Here is an 18427-nt window from a genome sequence, read left to right on the forward strand (position 1 = left end):
TTGACCGCCGACCTCATTCTCACCAACGCCACGGTGTACACAGTGGACGGTGTCCGACCCTGGGCGTCTTCACTGGCGATCAAGGACGGCCTGGTGCTGTCCCTGGAGGAGATCGAACGCGGGCCGAGCACCGAGGTCGTCGACCTCGACGGCGCGTTCGTGATGCCCGGCCTGGTCGACGTGCACAACCACCACGCCCTCGCCGGTCGCGCGGCCCTGTTCGAGTTGAACTTCGGCCCCGACGCGGGCCTGGACGACATCCTCGCCGCGGTCCGCTCGCGGGCCGAAGGACTCGGTCCGGACGACTGGGTGGTCGGCGGTGCTTGGGCGTCCACTTTGGTCAGTACCCTCTCGCGGTCTTCGGCCCGGCACGCGCTCGACGAAGCCGCGGGCGGCCGGCCGGTCATGCTCACGGACGACAGCAGGCACAACCGCTGGGTGAGCAGCCGGGCCTTGAAACTGGCGCGGGTCACCACGTCGACGCCCGATCCGGCGGGCGGGGAGATCGTCCGCGACCCGTCGACCGGTGAGCCCGTCGGCGTCCTGCTCGAGGCGGCGGGCGTCCCCGTCGAACGGGCGCTCAGCGAGACGCGGACCCTCACCGCGGAGCAGCACGTGGCCGCGTCGCGGCACGGGATCGGCACGCTGCACTCGTACGGGGTCACCGCGTTCCAGGACGCCGGGGTCTCCTCGGACATCCTGCGCGCGCTGAAGACACTCGACGACGCGGACGAACTGCGCGCGTGGGTCGTGTCGTCGTTGCTGATCAACGACCCGATCTTCGGTTTCGACCCGATCGGCGCGCCGCTGCTGGAGGTCGCCGGACAGTACCGCGGTGAACACCACCGGCCCGACTTCGTGAAGATCTTCCTCGACGGCGTCCCGCCGACGCGTACCGCCGCCTTCCTGGAGCCGTACCTGCCGGACGACGCGCACGGGGCCTGTCATCACGGCGCCACCACCATGCCGGGCGACGAACTCGTCGGCTGGCTGCGCACCGCGGCCGCGGCGGGGCTCTCGGCCAAGGTCCACTGCACCGGGGACGCGTCGGTGCGCGCGACACTGGACGCCGTCGAAAAGGTACGCGGCGAGGGCTTCACCGAAGCGCGTTTCCAGGTCGCGCACGGTCAGTTCGTCCACCCCGACGACCTCCCGCGCTTCGCCGCGCTGGGTGTCGCCGCGGACATCTCACCGTTCCTGTGGGTCCCCGGGGTCATCCCGGCGGCCATCGCGGAGGTGCTGCCCGGCGAACGGGCCGGACGGATGCAGCCGAACCGGTCCCTGCTGGACGAGGGCGCGCTGGTCGCCGGCGGTTCGGACTGGCCGGTCAGCGAGTCCCCGAACGCATGGGAGGGCATCCACGGTCTCGTCACCCGCCAGGACCCGACCGGCACGTTCCCCGGGGCGCTGTGGCCGGAGCAGGCGATCACCCTGGCCGAGGCGATCGAGGTCTTCACCCTCGCCGCCGCGCGCGCGATGGGACTCGGCGACGTCACGGGCTCGCTGATCCCCGGGAAGTCGGCCGATTTCGTCGTCCTCGACCGTGACCCGTTCACCACCGATCCGAACGCGCTCGTCAAGACAAAGGTGACACAAACGTGGTTCGCCGGGCACCGCGTGTATCACCGCGTCTGATCTCCTACACTGGTAGAAGAACCAGTGCGGGAGGTCTGCCGATGCCGAAGATCATCGACCACGACGAGCGGCGAAGTCACATCGTCGACGTCACCTGGGAGCTGATCACCCAGGGCGGGATCGAGGCCGCCACCATGCGTGAGATCGCGGCCGCCGCCGGCTTCGCCAACGGTGCGCTCAAGCTGTACTTCCCGAGCAAGGAAGACATCATCCAGGCCACCTACGAACGCGCGCTCGGCATGATGCGCGAGTACGTGGACCTGGACGAACTGCGCGGGCTGGTCGCGCTCCGGGAGCTGTGCGTCTCGTCGATGCCGATCGACGAGGACCGCATCGCCGCGGGGCGCGTCCTGCTCACCTTCTGGCAGCTCTCGCTGACCAACCCGAAACTGCAGGACAAGTACCTTGAGCACATCCGCTCGTGGCGGGGCCTGCTGCACCGGTACCTCACCGAGGGCCGGGAGGACGGCGACATCGTCACCGAGACCCCGGATGAGCAACTGGTCGACGAGGTCGTGCTGATCAACGCCGGGTCGAACGTGATGAGCCTGGTCGCCGGAGAGTTCTCGACGATCGCCTTGCAGCGGCAACACCTGGAGTCGTTCTTCGCCCGTCTGGGCCGCCCCTGACGCCTGGGAGCTGAAGGGGACTTTCCCCGCATCTCACGCAGTGAAGGGCGCTTTCCCCGCATCGCATGCGAGGAAAGCGTCCTTCAGCAGCACTAATCGCGGCGATCGAACACCCGGCTCAGGAAGCTCGCCACGTGCGCGTGCGAGCGCGGCGAAGCCGGAAGATCGGTGTACAGGCCGTAGAACCCGTGGATCTGCCCCGAGTACCGCGTCATCTCCACCTTCGTCCCGGCGTCGGTCAGGCGCCGCGCGAACTCCTCGCCCTCGTCCCGCAGGACGTCGTACTCGGCCGTCAGCACCAACGCCGGCGGCAGCCCGGTCAGGTCGCCGGCCCGCAGCGGCAGCAGATACGGATCGTTCAGTTGCGCCGGATCCGACACGTACTGATCGAAGAAGAACCGCATCGCCCCGGCGGTCATGCCGAACCCTTCGGCGAAGTCCGTGTAGGACCGGAAACCGTCGTCCGGGTGACCGTAGACCGGGCAGATCAGCACCTGCGCGGCCAACTGCGGACCGCCTCGGTCGCGGGACATCATCGAGACCACCGTGGACAGATTTCCACCGGCACTCTCCCCGCCGATCGCGATCCGTCCCGAGTCGACCAAAGGACCCGCGCCACCCGAGGCGAGCCATTCGACGACGGCGTAGCAGTCGTCCGGCGCCGCCGGGAACGGATCCTCCGGCGCGAGCCGGTAGTCCACCGCCACGACGGCGACCTTCGCCGCGTTGCACACCGCCCGTGACGCGACCTCGTTCTCGTCGATCGAGCCGATCGTCCACCCGCCGCCGTGGATCCACACGAAGACCGGCACCGGCGAAACGACGTCAGGCAGGTAGACCCGCACCCGCACGCCGGAAGGCACGACGTGGTCGGTGACCGAAGCGACCTCTTCGACCGTTTCGGGGCGTCGCCACGAGGCGGCGAAAGCGGCACGCAACTCGGCGGCCGTCGGCGGAAAAGCGGGCGCTTCGGGCGGCGCGCTGCGGGCGAGCAGCTCCTTGACCGCGGGATCGAGGGTCACGGGTCACACCGCTTCCGCGACGAGGACCCGCGGGCTGCCCGGCAGCGCGAGCCGGTCGGTGACCCGCCAGCCCGCCCCGCTCAGCCATTCCCTGACCTCGGCCTCCGGGTAGACGACCGTCCCGTCGATCACCAGGTACTCCCCCGCGTGCAGCGCGTCGATCGGCCGCTGGGTCGCGTCGGCGTCGAGGAAGAAGTCGAGCAGCAGCAGTCGCGCGCCGGGTGCGGCGGCCGCGCGGGCGTTGCGCAGGATCTCCGCGTTCTGCTTCGCGTCGAAACGGTGGACGACGTGATTGACCATCACCAGGTCGAACTCGCCTTCGGGGCGCGCGGTGGGCGTCTCCGCACCGACGACGGTCGCACGGTCCGCGAACCCCGCCTCGGCCGCCGCGGTGGTGACCGACTCGGTGAAGCCCGGATCGAAGACGAACGTCGTGTGCAGTTCTTCGTTGGTCTTCATGGCTTCGACCGCGAAGGCGCTCGACAGTCCGCCGAGGTCGAGCAGCTTCCGGTGGGGGCCGAAATCGAACGCGCCGGCCAGCATCTTCGCGTGCAGGGCGTTATACGTCATCACGCCCGACATGAACGTGCCCCAGCGCGCGTCGTCCATCTCCAGCTTGCCGGGCTCGCCGCTGTCGGCGGTGTGACCGAACTGCAACCAGTGCGGATAGCTGATGGCGTCGAGGAAGGTCAGGAACGGCGCCAGATCGAGGTCTCCGCCACCGAGGTACTCCGCCGCGTCGGCGGCCAGTTCGTACCTTCCGTCCACACGGGACAGCAGACCGAGTGATGACATGGCGTCACCGAGAATACGGGTGATCTTTTGTGGTTTGCCGGTCTTCCCCGCCAGTTCCGCCGCCGTCAGCGGCCCGTCGGCGAGTGCGGTGAACAAGCCGATCCGGCTCGCCGCGAAGAGTTGCTTTGCCGCCATGTAACCCACGGCGATGTCCACGATCCGCTCGGGACCGGCAGTCTTGGTCGACCCCCTCACGGGTGCCCTCCTTAGCTCGTTTCCGCCGAGAGTCTACAGGTGTAGACAAAAGAATCCAGCGCGAGTTTCCGCCCGCTGCCAGGCAAAACCTGCCGGATATCAACTTCCTACATTCGTAGAATATACCCATTGACAGTGTCGTCCCCCAGTGTCAACATGCGTAGAACTACCCCCGCCGGAGGCCCGTTCCCCGGCTGTGCGGTCCGCTTCGGGCGGGCTCGGGAAAGGGGAATCATGACCCTGCTCGAATTACGAGAACTGACCGTCGGCGTGATCGCCGACGAAACCGAACGCGAACTGGTCCGAGAACTCTCGTTCGACCTCGAACAAGGCCGGACACTCTGCGTGGTCGGCGAATCCGGCAGCGGTAAAACGGTGACGGCCTTGTCGATCATCCGGTTGCTGGAGTTCGTCGCGCCGGTGTTCACCCGCGGTGAGATCACCGTCGACGGCGTGGACCTCACCCGGTTGTCGGCCGATGAGATGCGCTCCTATCGCGGCCCGCGAATCGGGATGATCTTCCAGGAGGCGCTGGATTCGCTCAATCCGAGTCAACGAGTCGGCAAGCAGCTGATCGAGGCCTACCGCAAGCCCGGTTCCCTGCCACGCCAAGCCGCACGCAAGGGAACGCCGCTGCACCGCGAGGCCGAGGGGAAGGCGCGAGGCCTCTTGAAGGAGGTCGGCCTCACCGACACCGACCGGGTGCTTTCCCTGTACCCGCACCAGATGTCGGGCGGGATGCAGCAGCGCGTGATGATCGCGCTGGCGCTGATGGCCGACCCGGGCCTGCTGATCGCCGACGAGCCGACCACGGCCCTGGACGTGACCACCCAGGCGGAGATCCTCACCCTGTTCGACCGCGTCCGCCGCGACCACGGCACCGCGTGCGTCTTCATCACGCACGACATGGGCGTGGCCGCGCAGGTGGCCGACCGGATCGCGGTGATGTACCGCGGCGAACTGGTCGAACTCGGGTCCAAAGAGGACATTCTGCACGCGCCGAAGCATCCCTACACCAAGGCGTTGCTCGACTGCGTGCCGAAACTCGGGGTGAGCAGGCGCGACGGCTTCCCCACCATCTCCGAAGCGCTCCTCGATGCCGCGATGAACGGCGAATCGGCGATCGCGACCGAGACCAAGGCGCTGAGCCGCCCGAAAGCGGAGAACGCGGGCGAGGGCACCACGCTCGTCATCGACTCGGTGTCCAAAGTGTACGGACGCCGTGGGCGGTTCTCGCTGAACCGCCGGCCCGAGGTGCACGCGGTCAAAGACGTGTCACTGGAGATCGCGCCAGGCGAGTTCTTCGGCCTGGTCGGGGAATCCGGTTCGGGCAAGACGACACTCGGCCGTCTGGTGAGCGCGCTGGAGACGCCGACCGGAGGCACCATCACCTTCGGCGAGCATCGGTGCACCCCGTCCGGACTCGACGGCGACGAGCGCTCGTTCCGCCGCCGCGCACAGCTCATCTTCCAGGACCCGCAGAGCTCGCTCGACCCCCGGCATTCCGCCGCCCGGATCATCGCCGAACCGCTGCGGGAACTCACCGGCCTGCGCGGCGCCGAACTGGACCGCCGGGTCACCGAACTGATCGACGAGGTCGGGCTCCCCTCGGACACCGCGAAGAAACTGCCGTCGCAGCTCTCCGGCGGTCAGCGGCAGCGCGTCTCGATCGCCCGCGCGATCGCGGCCGAACCCGACCTCATCGTCGCCGACGAGCCCACCTCCGCGCTCGACGTCTCGGTGCAGGGTCAGGTGATGAACCTGCTGCTCGACCTGCGGCGCACCCGCGCGCTCAGCTTCCTGTTCATCACGCACAACCTCAGCCTGGTGCTCTCGGTCGCCGACCGGATCGGCGTGATGTACCGGGGTGAACTGATCGAAATCGGCGACCCGGAAGAGATCCGGCTCCGCGCCCGGCACGAGTACACCCGCCGCCTGCTCGCGGCGAACCCCGAAATTGGAGTGCGGAACCCATGAGACGAACCCTGACCTCGGCCGCGCTCGGCGTGGCGACCGTCCTGCTGCTCAGCTCGTGTATGGGAGAGCAGGCGGGCGGTGGCGCCGCCGACGGCCCCCCGAAGCCCGGCGGCAACCTCAACGTCGCCGTGCCCACCGATCCGCAGTCCCTCGACATGGTCGCCAACCCCGGCCAGGTGACCGCGCACATCGGCAACATGATGTACGAGAAGCTGTTCGAAGTGGACCGAGCTTTCACCGCGCGGCCCATGCTGGTCGAGGACTTCACCACCAGCCCGGACAGGCTCACCTACACCTTCAAGCTGCGCCAGGGCGTCACCTTCCACGACGGCAACCCGCTGACGTCCGAGGACGTCGTGGCGAGCCTGAAGCGGTGGCAGCAGGTCCACCGCACCGGTCAGCTGGTCACCCCGGACATCGAGGCGATCACCCCGGCCGATCCGGCAACGGTCACCATCAAGCTCAAGCAGCCGCGCTATCCGCTGATCAACGAACTCGCCGGCGCGGGCACGGAGATCTACGAGGCGAAGAACCTCACCGGTGTCCCCCCGACCGGGTTCGGTCAGGACAAGGCGATCGGGACCGGGCCGTACAAGCTGAAGAGCTGGGATATCGGCCGTGAACTGGTGCTGGAGCGCAACCAGGGCTACAAATCCCGGTCCGAAGAGGACTGGGGCGGCCAGGCGGGCGCCAAGCACGCGTACCTCGACACCGTGACCTACAAGGTGGTCTCCGACCAGGACGCGCTGATCAACGGCCTGCAGACCGGGCAGTGGGAGCACATCATGCCCACCAACGACCAGTACGAGACGCTGCGCAACAACCCGGCCGTGGTCGTGCACAACCTGCCCGGCGGCAACGACAATGTGATCATCCCGAACTTCAACACCGGTTCGAAGTTCGCCGACCCCCGTGCCCGTGAGGCGCTGAACCTGTTGCTGGACAAGCCCGCGATCAACGCGGCCACCGGCGGCAGCAAGGACCTCACCGTCGAGACCGGCGCCTTCGCCTCCCCGGACAACAAGCAGTTCTATTCCACCGCGGGCGAAGAGGTCTACAAGAAGCACGACCCGGAGAAGGCCAAGCAGTTGCTGGCCGAGGCCGGGATCACCGCGGGCGCGACCATCCGCATCGTCACCACCAGCTCCTACCCCGAGTTCGGCAAATGGGCCGTGCTGATCCAGGACAGCCTGTCGAAGATCGGCATCAACACCAAGATCGACACCTTCGACTTCGCCACGATGCTGGGCACCCTGACGAAAGAGCCGGGCGGCTGGGACATCACCACGCTGTTCTTCGACTCGGCGCTGACCTCGCCCGCGCAGATGCCCGCGCTCACCCTCGGCACGCTGAACGGGTCTTCCTCACCCGAACTGGACGGGCTCATGGCCGAGTTCAACGCCTCGACCACGCCGGAGCAGGCCAAGGCGGTGGTGGACAAGCTGCAGGCGTTCACCTGGAAGCAGCTGTCGGTGATCACGCTGAGCCAGTCCAAGCTGTACGCGGCCTATTCCCCCAAGCTCAAGGGTTACGGCGACTTCTACCGTGTCTTCTGGAACACCTGGCTGGCATCATGACCGGTCTGCTGCTGCGCAGGCTGCGCGATCTGGTGATCATCCTGGTGATCGTCGGGACGATGATGTTCTTCGTCATCCGGCTGATCCCCGGCGACCCGGCGCAGGCCATCCTCGGCCCAACGGCGCGTCCATCCGATGTGGACGCGTTGAGGGAGAGCATGGGACTGAACGGAACGCTGTGGGAACAGTACCTCGGCTGGGCCGGAAACGTGCTGCAGGGCGACTTCGGCACGTCGATCACCTACCACGCGCCGGTGCTCGGCGTGGTCGCCGACCACATCCTGCCGACGCTGACACTGGCCGTGCTGTCCACGGTGATCAGTTTCTTCCTCTCGGTCGCGATCACGTCCTGGCAAGCAGTGTCACCACGCAATCCGGTGGCGCGGCTGCTCGACCGGCTGTCCGCACTGGGGATGGCGATGCCGGACTTCTGGATCTCGCTGATGCTCGTGCTGGTGTTCTCGGTGACACTGCGCTGGTTCCCCTCCAGCGGGTACGAAAACCTGTTCACCGATCCGGCGACGGCGGTGCCCGCGCTGATGCTGCCGCTGACCGTACTGATCATCGGGCAGACCGCGTTGTTCGTGCTCACCCTGCGCGAAAGCCTGCTCGGCGAGCTTCCGCTGGCGTATCTGCGCACCGCGCGGGTCAAGGGACTGTCGGAGCGGCAGGTCATGACCAAACATGTCCTGCCGAACGCGCTGATGCCGCTGATCACCCAGCTGGGCAGCAACTTCGCCATGCTGGTCGGCGGGATCGTGATCATCGAGTCCATCTTCGTCGTGCCAGGGCTCGGCCATCTGCTGATGGGCGCGGTGTCCACTCGGGACTTCCCGCTGATCCAGGGTGTGACGCTGTTCGTCGCGGTGCTGTTCGTACTGGTCAACCTGCTGGTGGACCTGTCGTACGCGCTGCTCGACCCGAAGGTGCGTGTGTCGTGAGCGTGGCTCTGGTGGAAAAGACGCCGTCGGTGCGTGCAGTACCCTCGGCCGGTCGCGCGGCCAAACTGTTCCGGCGCAACCGGATGCTGATCATCACCACCGCGCTGCTGGCGCTGATCGTCCTGGCCGTGCTCGTGCTGCCGTTCTTCCTGCCCAGCGTGAGCGCGACCGACCCGGTCAACCGGCTCCTGCCGCCGTCGGCCGCGCATCCCCTCGGCACGGACTCGATCGGCCGTGACGTGCTCGCCCGGCTGGTCTCCGGTGGGCGGGCGTCGCTCGGGTTGTCGGCCCTCATCACTCTGTGCGCGGCCTTCACCGGTCTCGTGATCGGGCTGATCAGCGGGTTCTTCCGGGCGGCGGACGCGGTGCTGATGCGGGTGATGGACGCCTGGATGTCGTTTCCGGCGATCATCCTGGCGATGGCGCTGGCGATCTCGCTCGGCGCGAGCATCTGGACCGAACTGATCGCACTGACGGTGATCTTCACGCCGTTCACCGCCCGCGTCATCCGCAGCCGGGTGCTCGGCATCGCCGGCCGGGCGTACATCGGCGCGGCGCGGGTCTCGGGAATGAGCAAGGGGAAGATCCTCGTCGTCCACGTGTTCCCGAACGTGCTGCCGCTGGCACTGGTGCAGGTGGTGATCCTGTCGGCGGCCGCGATGCTGGTCGACGGCGCGATGAGCTTCCTCGGCCTCGGTATCGCTCCCCCGACCCCGACCTGGGGCAACATGATCGCCGAAGGGCGGTCATACCTGGTGCAGGCGCCCTGGCTGGTGATCGCGCCCGGCGTGACGATCATGGTGTGCGTGTTCCTGCTGAACCTCATCGGATCGTCGCTGCGGATCGCCGTCGACGCCCGCGCTCGGACGCTGAGCGAGATGCAGCGCCTGCGCACCCGCCGCCCCTCCGGCAGCTGAGAAAGGATTCCGTTGTCTGCCACTACTTCTCTGGCCGTGCGCCGGTTCACCCCCGAGGTCGTCTCGGGACCACCGATACTGCTGGTGCACGGATTCGCCTCCGACGGGCACACCGACTGGATCACCACGGGATGGCCCGCCGCACTCATCGCCGCGGGTCGCGAGGTGCTCGTGCCCGACCTGCCCGCTCACGGCTCCAGCCCGGCGCCCGCGGGCTCACTGGGCGCCAAGGCGATCACCGCCGAACTCACCCGGCTCGTCGGGACGCTGTCCGAAGTGGACGTCGTCGGATACTCGCTGGGTGCCCGGTTGTCCTGGGACCTGCCCGCCCAGGCGCCGGTGCGGCGGCTCGTGCTGGCCGGCGTGAGCCCGTTCGAGCCTTTCGGCGCCGTCGATGTCGCGGCCGCGCTGGCGTTCGCCGACGGCGGCAAGGCGCCGTCCGATCCGCTGACCGGGATGATCGCGCACATGATCACCGCGCCGGGCCGGAATCCGGCCGCGCTCGCGCGGTGCATCGAGGATCTGCGCGCCGAGCCGTTCGCCCCGGTCGCGGGTGCCGTCACGGTGCCGACGCGGTTCGTGGCCGGTACCGATGATCCGGTGAGTCAGGGCATCGAGACGCTGGTCGAGCTGGTGCCGGGGGCCACGCTGGTACGGGTGCCAGGGGATCACGGTGGGGCACTGCGGAGCCCGGAGTTCAAGGCCGCCGTGCGGGAGTTCTTCGGGTAGGGACTTAGTTTCGCGCCTGTGCCGAGGTGCCGTCGGTGGCGATTTGGGTCGGGCCCAGGAGCCCCTTCCGGGTGTCGCGAAAGCCACTTTGGGGACGCCTGATGTCCCCAAAGTGGCTTTCGCGACACGGCCGCTGGACATCACGGACCGGCGCACACCAGTACCACTGCGGACGTGCAAGGAAGGACGCTTTCATAGCAAATTTCGCTATGAAAGCGTCCTTCCTTGCACATGCGACAGGCGTCAGAGGGTGCCATCGGCGGCGACCGAGCGGTCAAGCCAGAGGTCCTCGAGCGCGTCCCGCACCGCCGCACCATGCTCGGACGCCAGCCGAACCGCGCCCAAGTTGTCCTCTAGTTGCTCGAAGCGGCTCACCCCGAACAACACGTTCGCCACCGGCGCGTAGGCGAGACAGAACGCGATCGCCAGCCGCGAAGGACTCACTCCGAACTCCCCGGCGACCTGTGCGACACGCGAGGCGGCCGCCCGGATCGACTCACGGATACCGCCGGGGTCCGCGCCGATCTTCCGGTCCGGGGTCTTGCCGAGCAGCACCCCGCCCTCGAAAATGTCCGACGCCTGCAAGGCCAGCCGTCCGGACTCGAAATGCGGGCCGTAGAAAGGACCTTCAGCCATCGAGCGCCGCGCGATGCTGTACTTCAGCTGGGCGAAAGTCGGCGCCGGAAGCCCCTCTTGCGAAGCGAAGTCCAGCGCTCGGTCGAGATCCGAAGCGAGCCAGTTGTTCACGCCCCACACGTCGAACCGGCCGAGGCGGATCTGTTCGGCCACCTCGGTGACGATCCGCGAGATGTCGGGCCGCTCGAAGTAGTCGCCGACCACGACCGCTTCCGCGCGGTCGACGCCGATCCGGTCGAAAGAGGTCGCGAGCTGCTCGGCGAAACCGGTGTTCGGGTAGTCCCAGAGCCAGAGTTTCCCGCACAGCTGATAGTCGTCGCGGTTGATCCCGGCGGCTCGGACGGCCTCGCCGAAGAGGAGATCCGTGCGCGACTGTTCGGAATGCGGTCCCATGTTGTAGTGGGCCACGTCGAACAGCGTGACCCCGGCGTCGATCGCGTGCCGGATCAGGCGCACCGCCTCGTCGAAAGTCATCCGGTCCCACGTGTTCCAGGATCCCAGGCTGAGTGACGAAGTGGCGAAGCCCAGCCCGTTCTGCTTCTCGTACACGAGATTTCCTTTCGCTGGCAACAGAAACCATTTTTAGTCTACGATCGTAGAATGAACAAGAGACTCGTAGTGGTGACCGGCGGCGCCAGTGGCATCGGCCGCGGAGTCGCCGAAGCCTTCCAGTCCTCGGGCGACCGCGTGGTCATCGCCGACGTCGACGCGCGTGCGGCCCACGACCTGGCCGGTGAACTCGGCGCGGAACACGTCGAACTCGACATCTCCGACCCAGGGTCGGTCGACGCGGCACTGGCGCTGATCACCGGCCGGTTCGGCCCCGTGGAGGTCCTGGTCAACAACGCCGGCCTCGCCGGAGGCGGCGGCCCGTTGGTGGGACTGGACATCGGCGTCTTCGACCTGTGCATGCGGGTGAACTTCCGCGGCACCTTCCTGATGACCCGCGCGGTCGGCGCGCGGATGCTCGAAGCGGGCACCCGCGGTTCCATCGTCAACATCACCTCCATCGGCGCCCGTCAGCCGACCCCCGGGCTCGGCCATTACGAGGCCACCAAGGCCGCGGTCGAGGCGCTCACCCGCTCCGCCGCGCTCGAACTGGCACCCCACGGCATCAGGGTCAACGCCGTCGCACCCGGCCCGGTACTCACACCGATGACCGCCGGATTCGCGTCGGACACCGCCGCCCGCGCGGCGTGGGAAGCGAGGATTCCGTTGGGAACCATCGCTTCCGTCGCCGACGTGGTGCCGTCAGTCCTGTTCCTCGCCTCCGCCGACGCCGGCCATCTCACCGGGGTGAGCCTCCAGGTCGACGGCGGGCAACTGCTCACCTGAGTGGACGACGCGGCCGCCGGACACGGTGAGTTCGACACCGACGTCCGGCAGGTCCGCGAACGCGACCTCCAGCGGATTCCTCGCCAGCACACAGAAGTCGGCGACGCGACCCACGGTCAGCGAGCCCTTCCACTCCGCCGACCCGTCCTGACGAGCGGCCTCGACCGTGTAACAGCGCAGAAGCCGGGTCATCAGTGCGGCGTCCACTTCGGACGCTTCCAGCATCCGGGCGGCCGCGGCGATGTGCACCCGCCAGTCCGGGGTGACCACCGGCGCGTCACTGCTCAACGTCAGCGCGACACCCGACTCCAGCATTTCCGCCAGTGGCCACGCGCGGGCGCCGACCTCGGCACCGAGGGCGTCCGACAGCATGCCCCGCATCGCCACCGCGATCGCGGGCTGTGTGGTCAGACCGACCCCCGCCGAGGCCATCCGCGCCAGCTGCTCCGCCGTCACCAGGTCCCCGTGCACCAGATGGTCACCCCGGCGGAGCGACCCGAGCGCGGCCTCGATGCTGCGATCCCCCGTGGCGTGCACCGCGACCACCATCCCGGCAGCGTGGGCCAAGTCGATCATGGCGGCGAGATTGCCCGCGCGCGCGGGATCGTCGTCGCCGTCCACCAGCAGGGCGCCGTGCGAACCGTCGGCGTAGCAGTGATGTGTCCACGCGGACCGCATCGGCGGGATCCCGTCGGCGAAGATCTTCACCCCGGGCACGGTGAGCCACAACGGATCCGCGGCCGGTGACGGTGTCGCCAGCCCACGCTCGAAGTCCGCCAGCGAGCTGACGCCGTCGAGCAGGCCGAACAACCGCAGCGCGGTCACCCTCGCGCGCAGAAGTCCTTCCGCGGCCAACGCCGCGTACTCCTCCAGCACCTCGGCCCCGAAGCAGCCCGTTTCACCAGGGCCCAGGCCGGGCTCGGTGTAACTCGTGATGCCGAGTGACGCGCACAGATCGCCCGCGCGCAGGATGGCGGCTCGCCGTTCGGCCGCGGTGCGCACTGTCTTCTCTTCTCCCCCGGTGAATCCCGCACCACCGATGAGCGTGTCCGGCCATCGGGCACCGAGCCAGGTCGCGTGGAGGTGCGCATCGTTGATACCGGGCAAAACGGTCCTGCCGGCCAGCTCGATCACCTCGGTCTCCGGGCCGACGTGATCCAAGGCGACATCGCCGACGGCGACGATCCGGCCGTCGCGCGCCGCCATCGCCCGCACGACGGTGCCCGCCGGGTCGAAGGTGAGGATCGGGCCGCCGCGGACCACGAGCGATGCGGGGCGAATACGTTGCGACGGCATGGTTCCTCCAGGATCTGGACTTTTTCTCCTACAACTGTAGACTAAAAAGATGGTCAACAGAACCGAAGCGGCGGTGCTCACCGAACACGGCTCCGCGCTCACCCTGCGGGAACTACCGCTGCCGGACGAACCGGAACCGGGCGCCGCGCTGGTCCGGATCACCTGCACCACCCTGTGCGGCACCGACGTACACATCTGGTCGGGCCAGATGACCTTCCCCGGCATGCTCCCGATGGTGCTGGGTCACGAAATGGTCGGCGAGGTGGTGTCCGTCGGACCGGGTACCACCGACACCCTCGGCCGGGAGATCACCGAGGGCGACCGCATCGGCTGGTCCGAGTCGACCTGTGGAAAGTGTCACGGCTGCACGATCCTGCGCGAGCCGGTCGCCTGTGAGAAGCGTGGATACGGCTTTCTCCAGCGTTCCGACGTCTTCCCGTACGCCACCGGCGGTCTCGTCCGGTACTGCTACGTGACCCCTGGCGCGGCCAAGCTCCTGCTCCCGGACGACGTCAAGGACACCTGGGCCTCGATGTCCGGCTGTGCGGGCAAAACCGTACTGCGGGCCGTCTCGCGGTCGGGCGGGATCCGTCCCGGTGCGACAGTCGTGGTCCAGGGTGCCGGCGCGTTGGGCGTGTTCGCCACCGCCGTCGCGCGGATCTCCGGCGCGGGTGACGTGATCACCATCGGCGGACCCGCCGATCGGCTGGAGACCGCCGAACGTTTCGGTGCCACCGCGACGATTCCGGTCGACGGCACCGCCGAAGACCGCATCGAGCGGGTCAAGGAACTCACCGGCGGCCGCGGCGCCGACCACGTCTTCGACTTCGCAGGCGGGCCGACCATCGGCGAAGAGGCCGTGGCCTTCGCGGCGCAACGCGGCACGATCGCGATCGTCGGCTCGACCGGCCCCGCGCCCTCCCCCGTGGCGCTGGGCACCGTGATGGGCAAGGAGCTCACGGTCGCCGGCTCGCTCAACGGCGACATCGCCGACTACCACCGCTCGGTGGACTTCTTCCGCACGTTCGCCGACCGGCTGCCATGGGACGAACTCTTCAGCGCACCTGTCGGGCTTTCCGAAGCTTCCCGCAGCGTCGAGTCGATGTCGCGGCTCGGCGAACTCAAAGCCGTCATCGATCCCCGCCTTCCCTAGTGGTTGTCGGTGAACCCGCGACCGCGATCGACGTCGGCAGGCCGCCAGCCCGTAGATCCAAGTCAAGTCAGGAGGAAGGGCGCCCTTCCACCGCGATAGCGGGGCCTTTGGCCGAGGCGGGTTCACGCGTACGGGCACTTTCCCGATCACACCTCTGCTCCGCCACCTGTTCCTAGGAGACTTCCGTGTCCGTCATCCCCCAGCGCCGCATCGGCCGCGACGGCCCGCTCACCGGCGTGCTCTCGCTCGGTTCCTGGCACACCTACGACCGGATGGACTTCCGAGAGGCGGTGAACCTGGTCCGCACCGCCGTCGATTCCGGGATCACGCTCTTCGACGTCGGCGTCTACGGGTTCCCCGGCGCCACCCCGGTCTACACCGACGTGCTGTTCTCCGCGATGGTCCGCGCGGCCGGGATCAAACGCGAGGACTACCTGCTTTCGGCCAAGCTGTGGCTGGAGGGCTATCCGGAGCACAACCTGCGCGATCAGCTGGACAACGCGCTGTTCCGCGCCGGGGTCGAGCACGCCGATCTGGTGGTGCTGGGTGACCTCCGGCGTGACGACACCGATCTGCACCGGCTCGTGCTGGATTTGAACGAACTCCGTGAGGCCGGGCTCATCGGGCAGTGGGGCGTGAACAACTGGTCCGCCACCACCATCCGCGCCCTGCACGACTTCGCCGCGCGAGAGAGCGTCCCCGGCCCCGCCATCGCACAGCTGAAGTACAGCGTCGCCCGGCGGTCCATTCCGGATGGTGAACCCTTCAAGCAGGTCTTCGGCGAACTCGGGGTCACGCTCCAGTCTTCGGACATCTTCGAGGGCGGGTTCCTGCTGGGCAAGAACAGCGGCGCGCGTCAGGTCGGCCGCGATCCCGGCGGCATCCGCGAGCGCATCGCTTCCTCCGCACCGGAACTCGCGAAGATCGCGGGCGATCTCGGCGTGACGGCGGCTCAGCTGTGCCTTGCCTTCACCCTCACCCACCCGGCGAACACCACCACCCTGTTCGGCGCGACCAGCACCGGTCAGCTCAAGGACAATCTCGGCGCTGTCGACCTCGTCGAACGCGTCGGCGCGAAGCAGCTGCGCGAGCTGGTCGAACCGTTCTGGGCGGACCGCGACAGCGTCGACCCGGAGGGCCCGTGACGACCTTCGACCCCGAACTCGCCGGAGCCCTGGAAGGCCTGCCGTCCGGCCCCCCGGTCAGCGCCGAGTCGCTGGCGAGCGTGCGGAAGGCGCTGGCCGACGGGAACCTGACCTGCGCCGAGGCGATCGGCGACCGGGACCTCGTCTGGGAGGACCGGTCCGTGCCCGGCACCGACGTCGTCGTCACCGTCGTCAAGCCCCGGGATGCCAAGGGCGCGCCGGGGTTCTACAACATCCACGGCGGCGGCATGGTGCTGGACAACCGGTTCGCCGACCTGCCCCGGATGGTCGCGCTCGTCGAAAGTTTCGGCTTTGTCGCGGTGACCGTGGACTATCGGCTCGCACCCGAACACCCGCATCCGGCGCCACTCGAAGACTGCTACGCGGGCTTGACCTGGATGGCCGAGAATGCCGGTGAACTCGGCTTCGATCCGGCGAAACTGATCGTCGGCGGCGGCAGCGCGGGTGGCGGGCTCAGCGCTGGCATCGCCTTGCTGGCCAGGGATCGCGGCGGACCGGCGCTGGCAGGCCAGCTGCTGCTGTGCCCGATGATCGACAGTGGCAACGATTCTCCGTCCACGGTGGAATTCGCCGAACGGGGCGTCTGGGGCCGGGAAGCCAACGAGTTCGGCTGGCGATCCCTCCTCAATGGACAGACCTCGCCCTACGCCGTCCCGGCGACCGCGGCCGACCTCACCGGGCTCCCGCCCGCCTTCATCGAGGTCGGCGCGGCCGAGATCTTCCGCGACGAGGACGTCGACTACGCGCGGCGCCTCTGGCGAGCGGGAGTACCCACCGAACTGCATGTCTGGGCGGGCGCGTATCACGGTTTCGACCGGATCGCCCCGGACAGCGAGGTGACCCGGGCCGCGCTGGCCGCCCGGGCCTCCTGGCTGCGCCGCACTATCGGCCGAGCATGAACCGAGCGGCTTGTTCGCCGACCAGCACCGCCGGCGCGTTGGTGTTGCCCGTGGTCACCCGCGGCAGCACCGACGCGTCGGCGATCCGGAGCCCGCTGATCCCGTGCACGGCCAGTTCCGGATCGACCACCGCCAGTTCGTCGGTGCCCATCCGGCAGGTCCCGACCTGGTGGTGGTAGGTGATGGCGGTCCGCCGGACGTACTCGCGGACATCGGCGCCGGGCCCCGGATACAGCTCGCGGGCGCCCCAATCCTCGGCCAGCGCGGCCGCCCGGCCGATCTCCCGGCACTGCTCCACCGAAGCGACCAGGCTCTCGAAGTCGGCCGGGTCTTCCAGCGCGGCGAGGTCGATCAGCGGTTCGTCGAGCGGGTTCGGCCCCGAGAGCCGCAGGCTGCCCCGGCTGCGCGGCGTGACCATGCCCGCCATCAGCGAGAACCCGGTCTCCGGGCCGGTCATCCAAGATTCGTACATCGGCACGCTGAAGTGGATCGGCTGGGTGTCGGGCACTTCCAGGCCGGGACGGCTGCGCCAGAACAGGTGGGTCTGCGTCACCGAGCGGCCGGGCGCGGGTGGCTCGACCTCACGGCGGTCGGTCGCGAAGATGACCGGGCACAGCAGGTGGTCGTGCAGGTTCCGCCCCACCCCCGGTAGTTCGGCGACGACGTCGATGCCGTGCACGTCCAGTTCGTCGACCGGTCCGATGCCGCTGCGGAGCAGGATCGCGGGCGAGGCCAGCGCGCCCGCGGCGAGCACGACCTCGTCGGCGAAGACCTTGCGCAGTTCGCCGTCGACCTCCGCCAGCACCCCGGTCACCTTGGTGCCCTCGATCAGCAACCGGTGCACAAAAGCTTCCGTGTGGACGGTCATCCGCCCGGCGGCGGGCTGCCCGTAAGCGAGCCAGGTGTTGAGCCGTTTCCCGTCCCGCGTGGTGACACGCTGAATCGAGACGCCGTCGAGGTCGTCGCCGTTGTAGTCCGGGTTGAACGGCAGGCCCGACTGCACGGCAGCGTCCACAATGGACTGTTGGATCGGGTGCAGCGGCTCGTTCGGCACGACGTCGAGCAGATCCTTCTCGATCCGCTCGAACACCGGGCGCACGTCCTCCCACCGCCAGCCGGGCAGTTCCCAGCCGTCGTAGTCGGCGGGGGCGCCGCGCACCCAGATCATCGCGTTGAGCGAATGCGACCCGCCGAGCACCTTGCCGCGCGGCAGGTGCAGCCGCCGGTTCGCCGCGTGCGGCTGCGGCACCGTGTGGTAGCCCCAGTCCTCCGGGCCGTGCCACAGCTCTCCCGCCCGCGAAGGGTCGTGGATGGCCGGGTTGGTGTCCGGCCCGCCGGCCTCGAGCAGGGTCACCCACGCCCCGGAGTCGGCCAGTCTCCTGGCGACCACCGAACCGGCCGAACCCGCTCCTACCACGATGACGTCCATGTCCCCACCCTCGCAAGTCTGGACGCCGTCCGGCGGATTCGGTTCGCTGGCCGACAATCGGCGTGCCCTGGCGGGCAAGACCGGGGACCATGTGGC

The 18427-nt window shown here is 68.5% G+C and carries 16 protein-coding genes; 11 read left to right on the plus strand and 5 right to left on the minus strand.

All coding sequences use genetic code 11. The features are described from left to right. Both ACM6LR_RS11305 and ACM6LR_RS11310 read left to right on the plus strand, forming a co-directional pair. Positions 1-1635 (plus strand): amidohydrolase, encoded by a 1635-nt coding sequence (locus ACM6LR_RS11305; RefSeq protein ID WP_414943703.1) that lies wholly within the window; start codon positions 1-3, stop codon positions 1633-1635. Between the two features lie 41 nt (positions 1636-1676). Next, the gene (locus ACM6LR_RS11310) at positions 1677-2264 is read left to right on the plus strand and encodes a TetR/AcrR family transcriptional regulator (RefSeq protein WP_414938739.1); all 588 of its coding nucleotides are present in this window, start codon (positions 1677-1679) and stop codon (positions 2262-2264) included. A 92-nt stretch (positions 2265-2356) separates the two neighbouring features. On the opposite strand, the gene ACM6LR_RS11315 is transcribed toward ACM6LR_RS11310, so the two are convergent. Both ACM6LR_RS11315 and ACM6LR_RS11320 read right to left on the minus strand, forming a co-directional pair. Beyond that, positions 2357-3286: an alpha/beta hydrolase gene (locus ACM6LR_RS11315; protein ID WP_414943704.1), complete on the minus strand. Its 930-nt coding sequence runs from the start codon at positions 3284-3286 to the stop codon at positions 2357-2359. A 3-nt stretch (positions 3287-3289) separates the two neighbouring features. Continuing rightward, positions 3290-4276 carry a methyltransferase dimerization domain-containing protein gene (locus ACM6LR_RS11320; protein ID WP_414943705.1) on the minus strand — a complete coding sequence of 329 codons (987 nt, stop codon included), beginning with the start codon at positions 4274-4276 and terminating at the stop codon, positions 3290-3292. Between the two features lie 234 nt (positions 4277-4510). Here ACM6LR_RS11320 and ACM6LR_RS11325 point away from each other — a divergent pair, with 234 nt between their 5' ends. From ACM6LR_RS11325 to ACM6LR_RS11345, 5 genes are all read left to right on the plus strand, one after another. Then, the gene (locus tag ACM6LR_RS11325; protein ID WP_414943706.1) at positions 4511-6253 is read left to right on the plus strand and encodes a dipeptide ABC transporter ATP-binding protein; all 1743 of its coding nucleotides are present in this window, start codon (positions 4511-4513) and stop codon (positions 6251-6253) included. Then, complete coding sequence (locus tag ACM6LR_RS11330; RefSeq protein ID WP_414938735.1) at positions 6250-7830, plus strand: ABC transporter substrate-binding protein; 1581 nt, start codon at positions 6250-6252, stop codon at positions 7828-7830. Before ACM6LR_RS11325 ends, ACM6LR_RS11330 begins: the two co-directional genes overlap by 4 nt. Further along, positions 7827-8771, plus strand: a complete 945-nt coding sequence (locus ACM6LR_RS11335; RefSeq protein WP_414938734.1) for an ABC transporter permease — start codon at positions 7827-7829, stop codon at positions 8769-8771. Before ACM6LR_RS11330 ends, ACM6LR_RS11335 begins: the two co-directional genes overlap by 4 nt. Further along, on the plus strand, positions 8768-9688 hold the full coding sequence (locus tag ACM6LR_RS11340; RefSeq protein ID WP_414938733.1) for an ABC transporter permease: 921 nt from the start codon (positions 8768-8770) through the stop codon (positions 9686-9688). The genes ACM6LR_RS11335 and ACM6LR_RS11340 overlap by 4 nt, the downstream gene beginning before the upstream one ends. A gap of 75 nt (positions 9689-9763) precedes the next feature. After that, a complete protein-coding gene (locus tag ACM6LR_RS11345) occupies positions 9764-10417 on the plus strand; it encodes an alpha/beta fold hydrolase (RefSeq protein WP_414939146.1) in 654 nt (217 codons plus the stop codon). 243 nt (positions 10418-10660) lie between these two features. On the opposite strand, the gene ACM6LR_RS11350 is transcribed toward ACM6LR_RS11345, so the two are convergent. Next, positions 10661-11602, minus strand: a complete 942-nt coding sequence (locus tag ACM6LR_RS11350; protein ID WP_414938732.1) for an aldo/keto reductase — start codon at positions 11600-11602, stop codon at positions 10661-10663. A 69-nt stretch (positions 11603-11671) separates the two neighbouring features. Between ACM6LR_RS11350 and ACM6LR_RS11355 the strand changes: the two genes are divergently transcribed. Next, positions 11672-12388, plus strand: coding sequence for an SDR family NAD(P)-dependent oxidoreductase (locus ACM6LR_RS11355; protein ID WP_414939145.1), 717 nt, complete (start codon positions 11672-11674; stop codon positions 12386-12388). Here ACM6LR_RS11355 and ACM6LR_RS11360 read toward each other — a convergent pair. Further along, on the minus strand, positions 12305-13684 hold the full coding sequence (locus ACM6LR_RS11360; RefSeq protein ID WP_414938731.1) for an amidohydrolase: 1380 nt from the start codon (positions 13682-13684) through the stop codon (positions 12305-12307). The two genes, ACM6LR_RS11355 and ACM6LR_RS11360, sit on opposite strands and share 84 nt — an antisense overlap. Positions 13685-13733: 49 nt before the next feature. Between ACM6LR_RS11360 and ACM6LR_RS11365 the strand changes: the two genes are divergently transcribed. The 3 genes from ACM6LR_RS11365 (at position 13734) to ACM6LR_RS11375 (ending at position 16902) form a co-directional block, all read left to right on the plus strand. Then, positions 13734-14837, plus strand: a complete 1104-nt coding sequence (locus ACM6LR_RS11365) for a zinc-binding dehydrogenase (RefSeq protein ID WP_414938730.1) — start codon at positions 13734-13736, stop codon at positions 14835-14837. Between the two features lie 185 nt (positions 14838-15022). After that, the gene (locus ACM6LR_RS11370) at positions 15023-15982 is read left to right on the plus strand and encodes an aldo/keto reductase (RefSeq protein ID WP_414943707.1); all 960 of its coding nucleotides are present in this window, start codon (positions 15023-15025) and stop codon (positions 15980-15982) included. Continuing rightward, positions 15979-16902 carry an alpha/beta hydrolase gene (locus ACM6LR_RS11375; protein WP_414943708.1) on the plus strand — a complete coding sequence of 308 codons (924 nt, stop codon included), beginning with the start codon at positions 15979-15981 and terminating at the stop codon, positions 16900-16902. The genes ACM6LR_RS11370 and ACM6LR_RS11375 overlap by 4 nt, the downstream gene beginning before the upstream one ends. Here ACM6LR_RS11375 and ACM6LR_RS11380 read toward each other — a convergent pair. Beyond that, positions 16886-18331, minus strand: coding sequence for a GMC family oxidoreductase (locus tag ACM6LR_RS11380; protein ID WP_414938727.1), 1446 nt, complete (start codon positions 18329-18331; stop codon positions 16886-16888). The two genes, ACM6LR_RS11375 and ACM6LR_RS11380, sit on opposite strands and share 17 nt — an antisense overlap. Positions 18332-18427 lie beyond the last annotated feature (96 nt).

The sequence above is a fragment of the Amycolatopsis sp. cmx-11-32 genome (assembly GCF_047608695.1).
Classification (GTDB): Bacteria; Actinomycetota; Actinomycetes; order Mycobacteriales; family Pseudonocardiaceae; genus Amycolatopsis.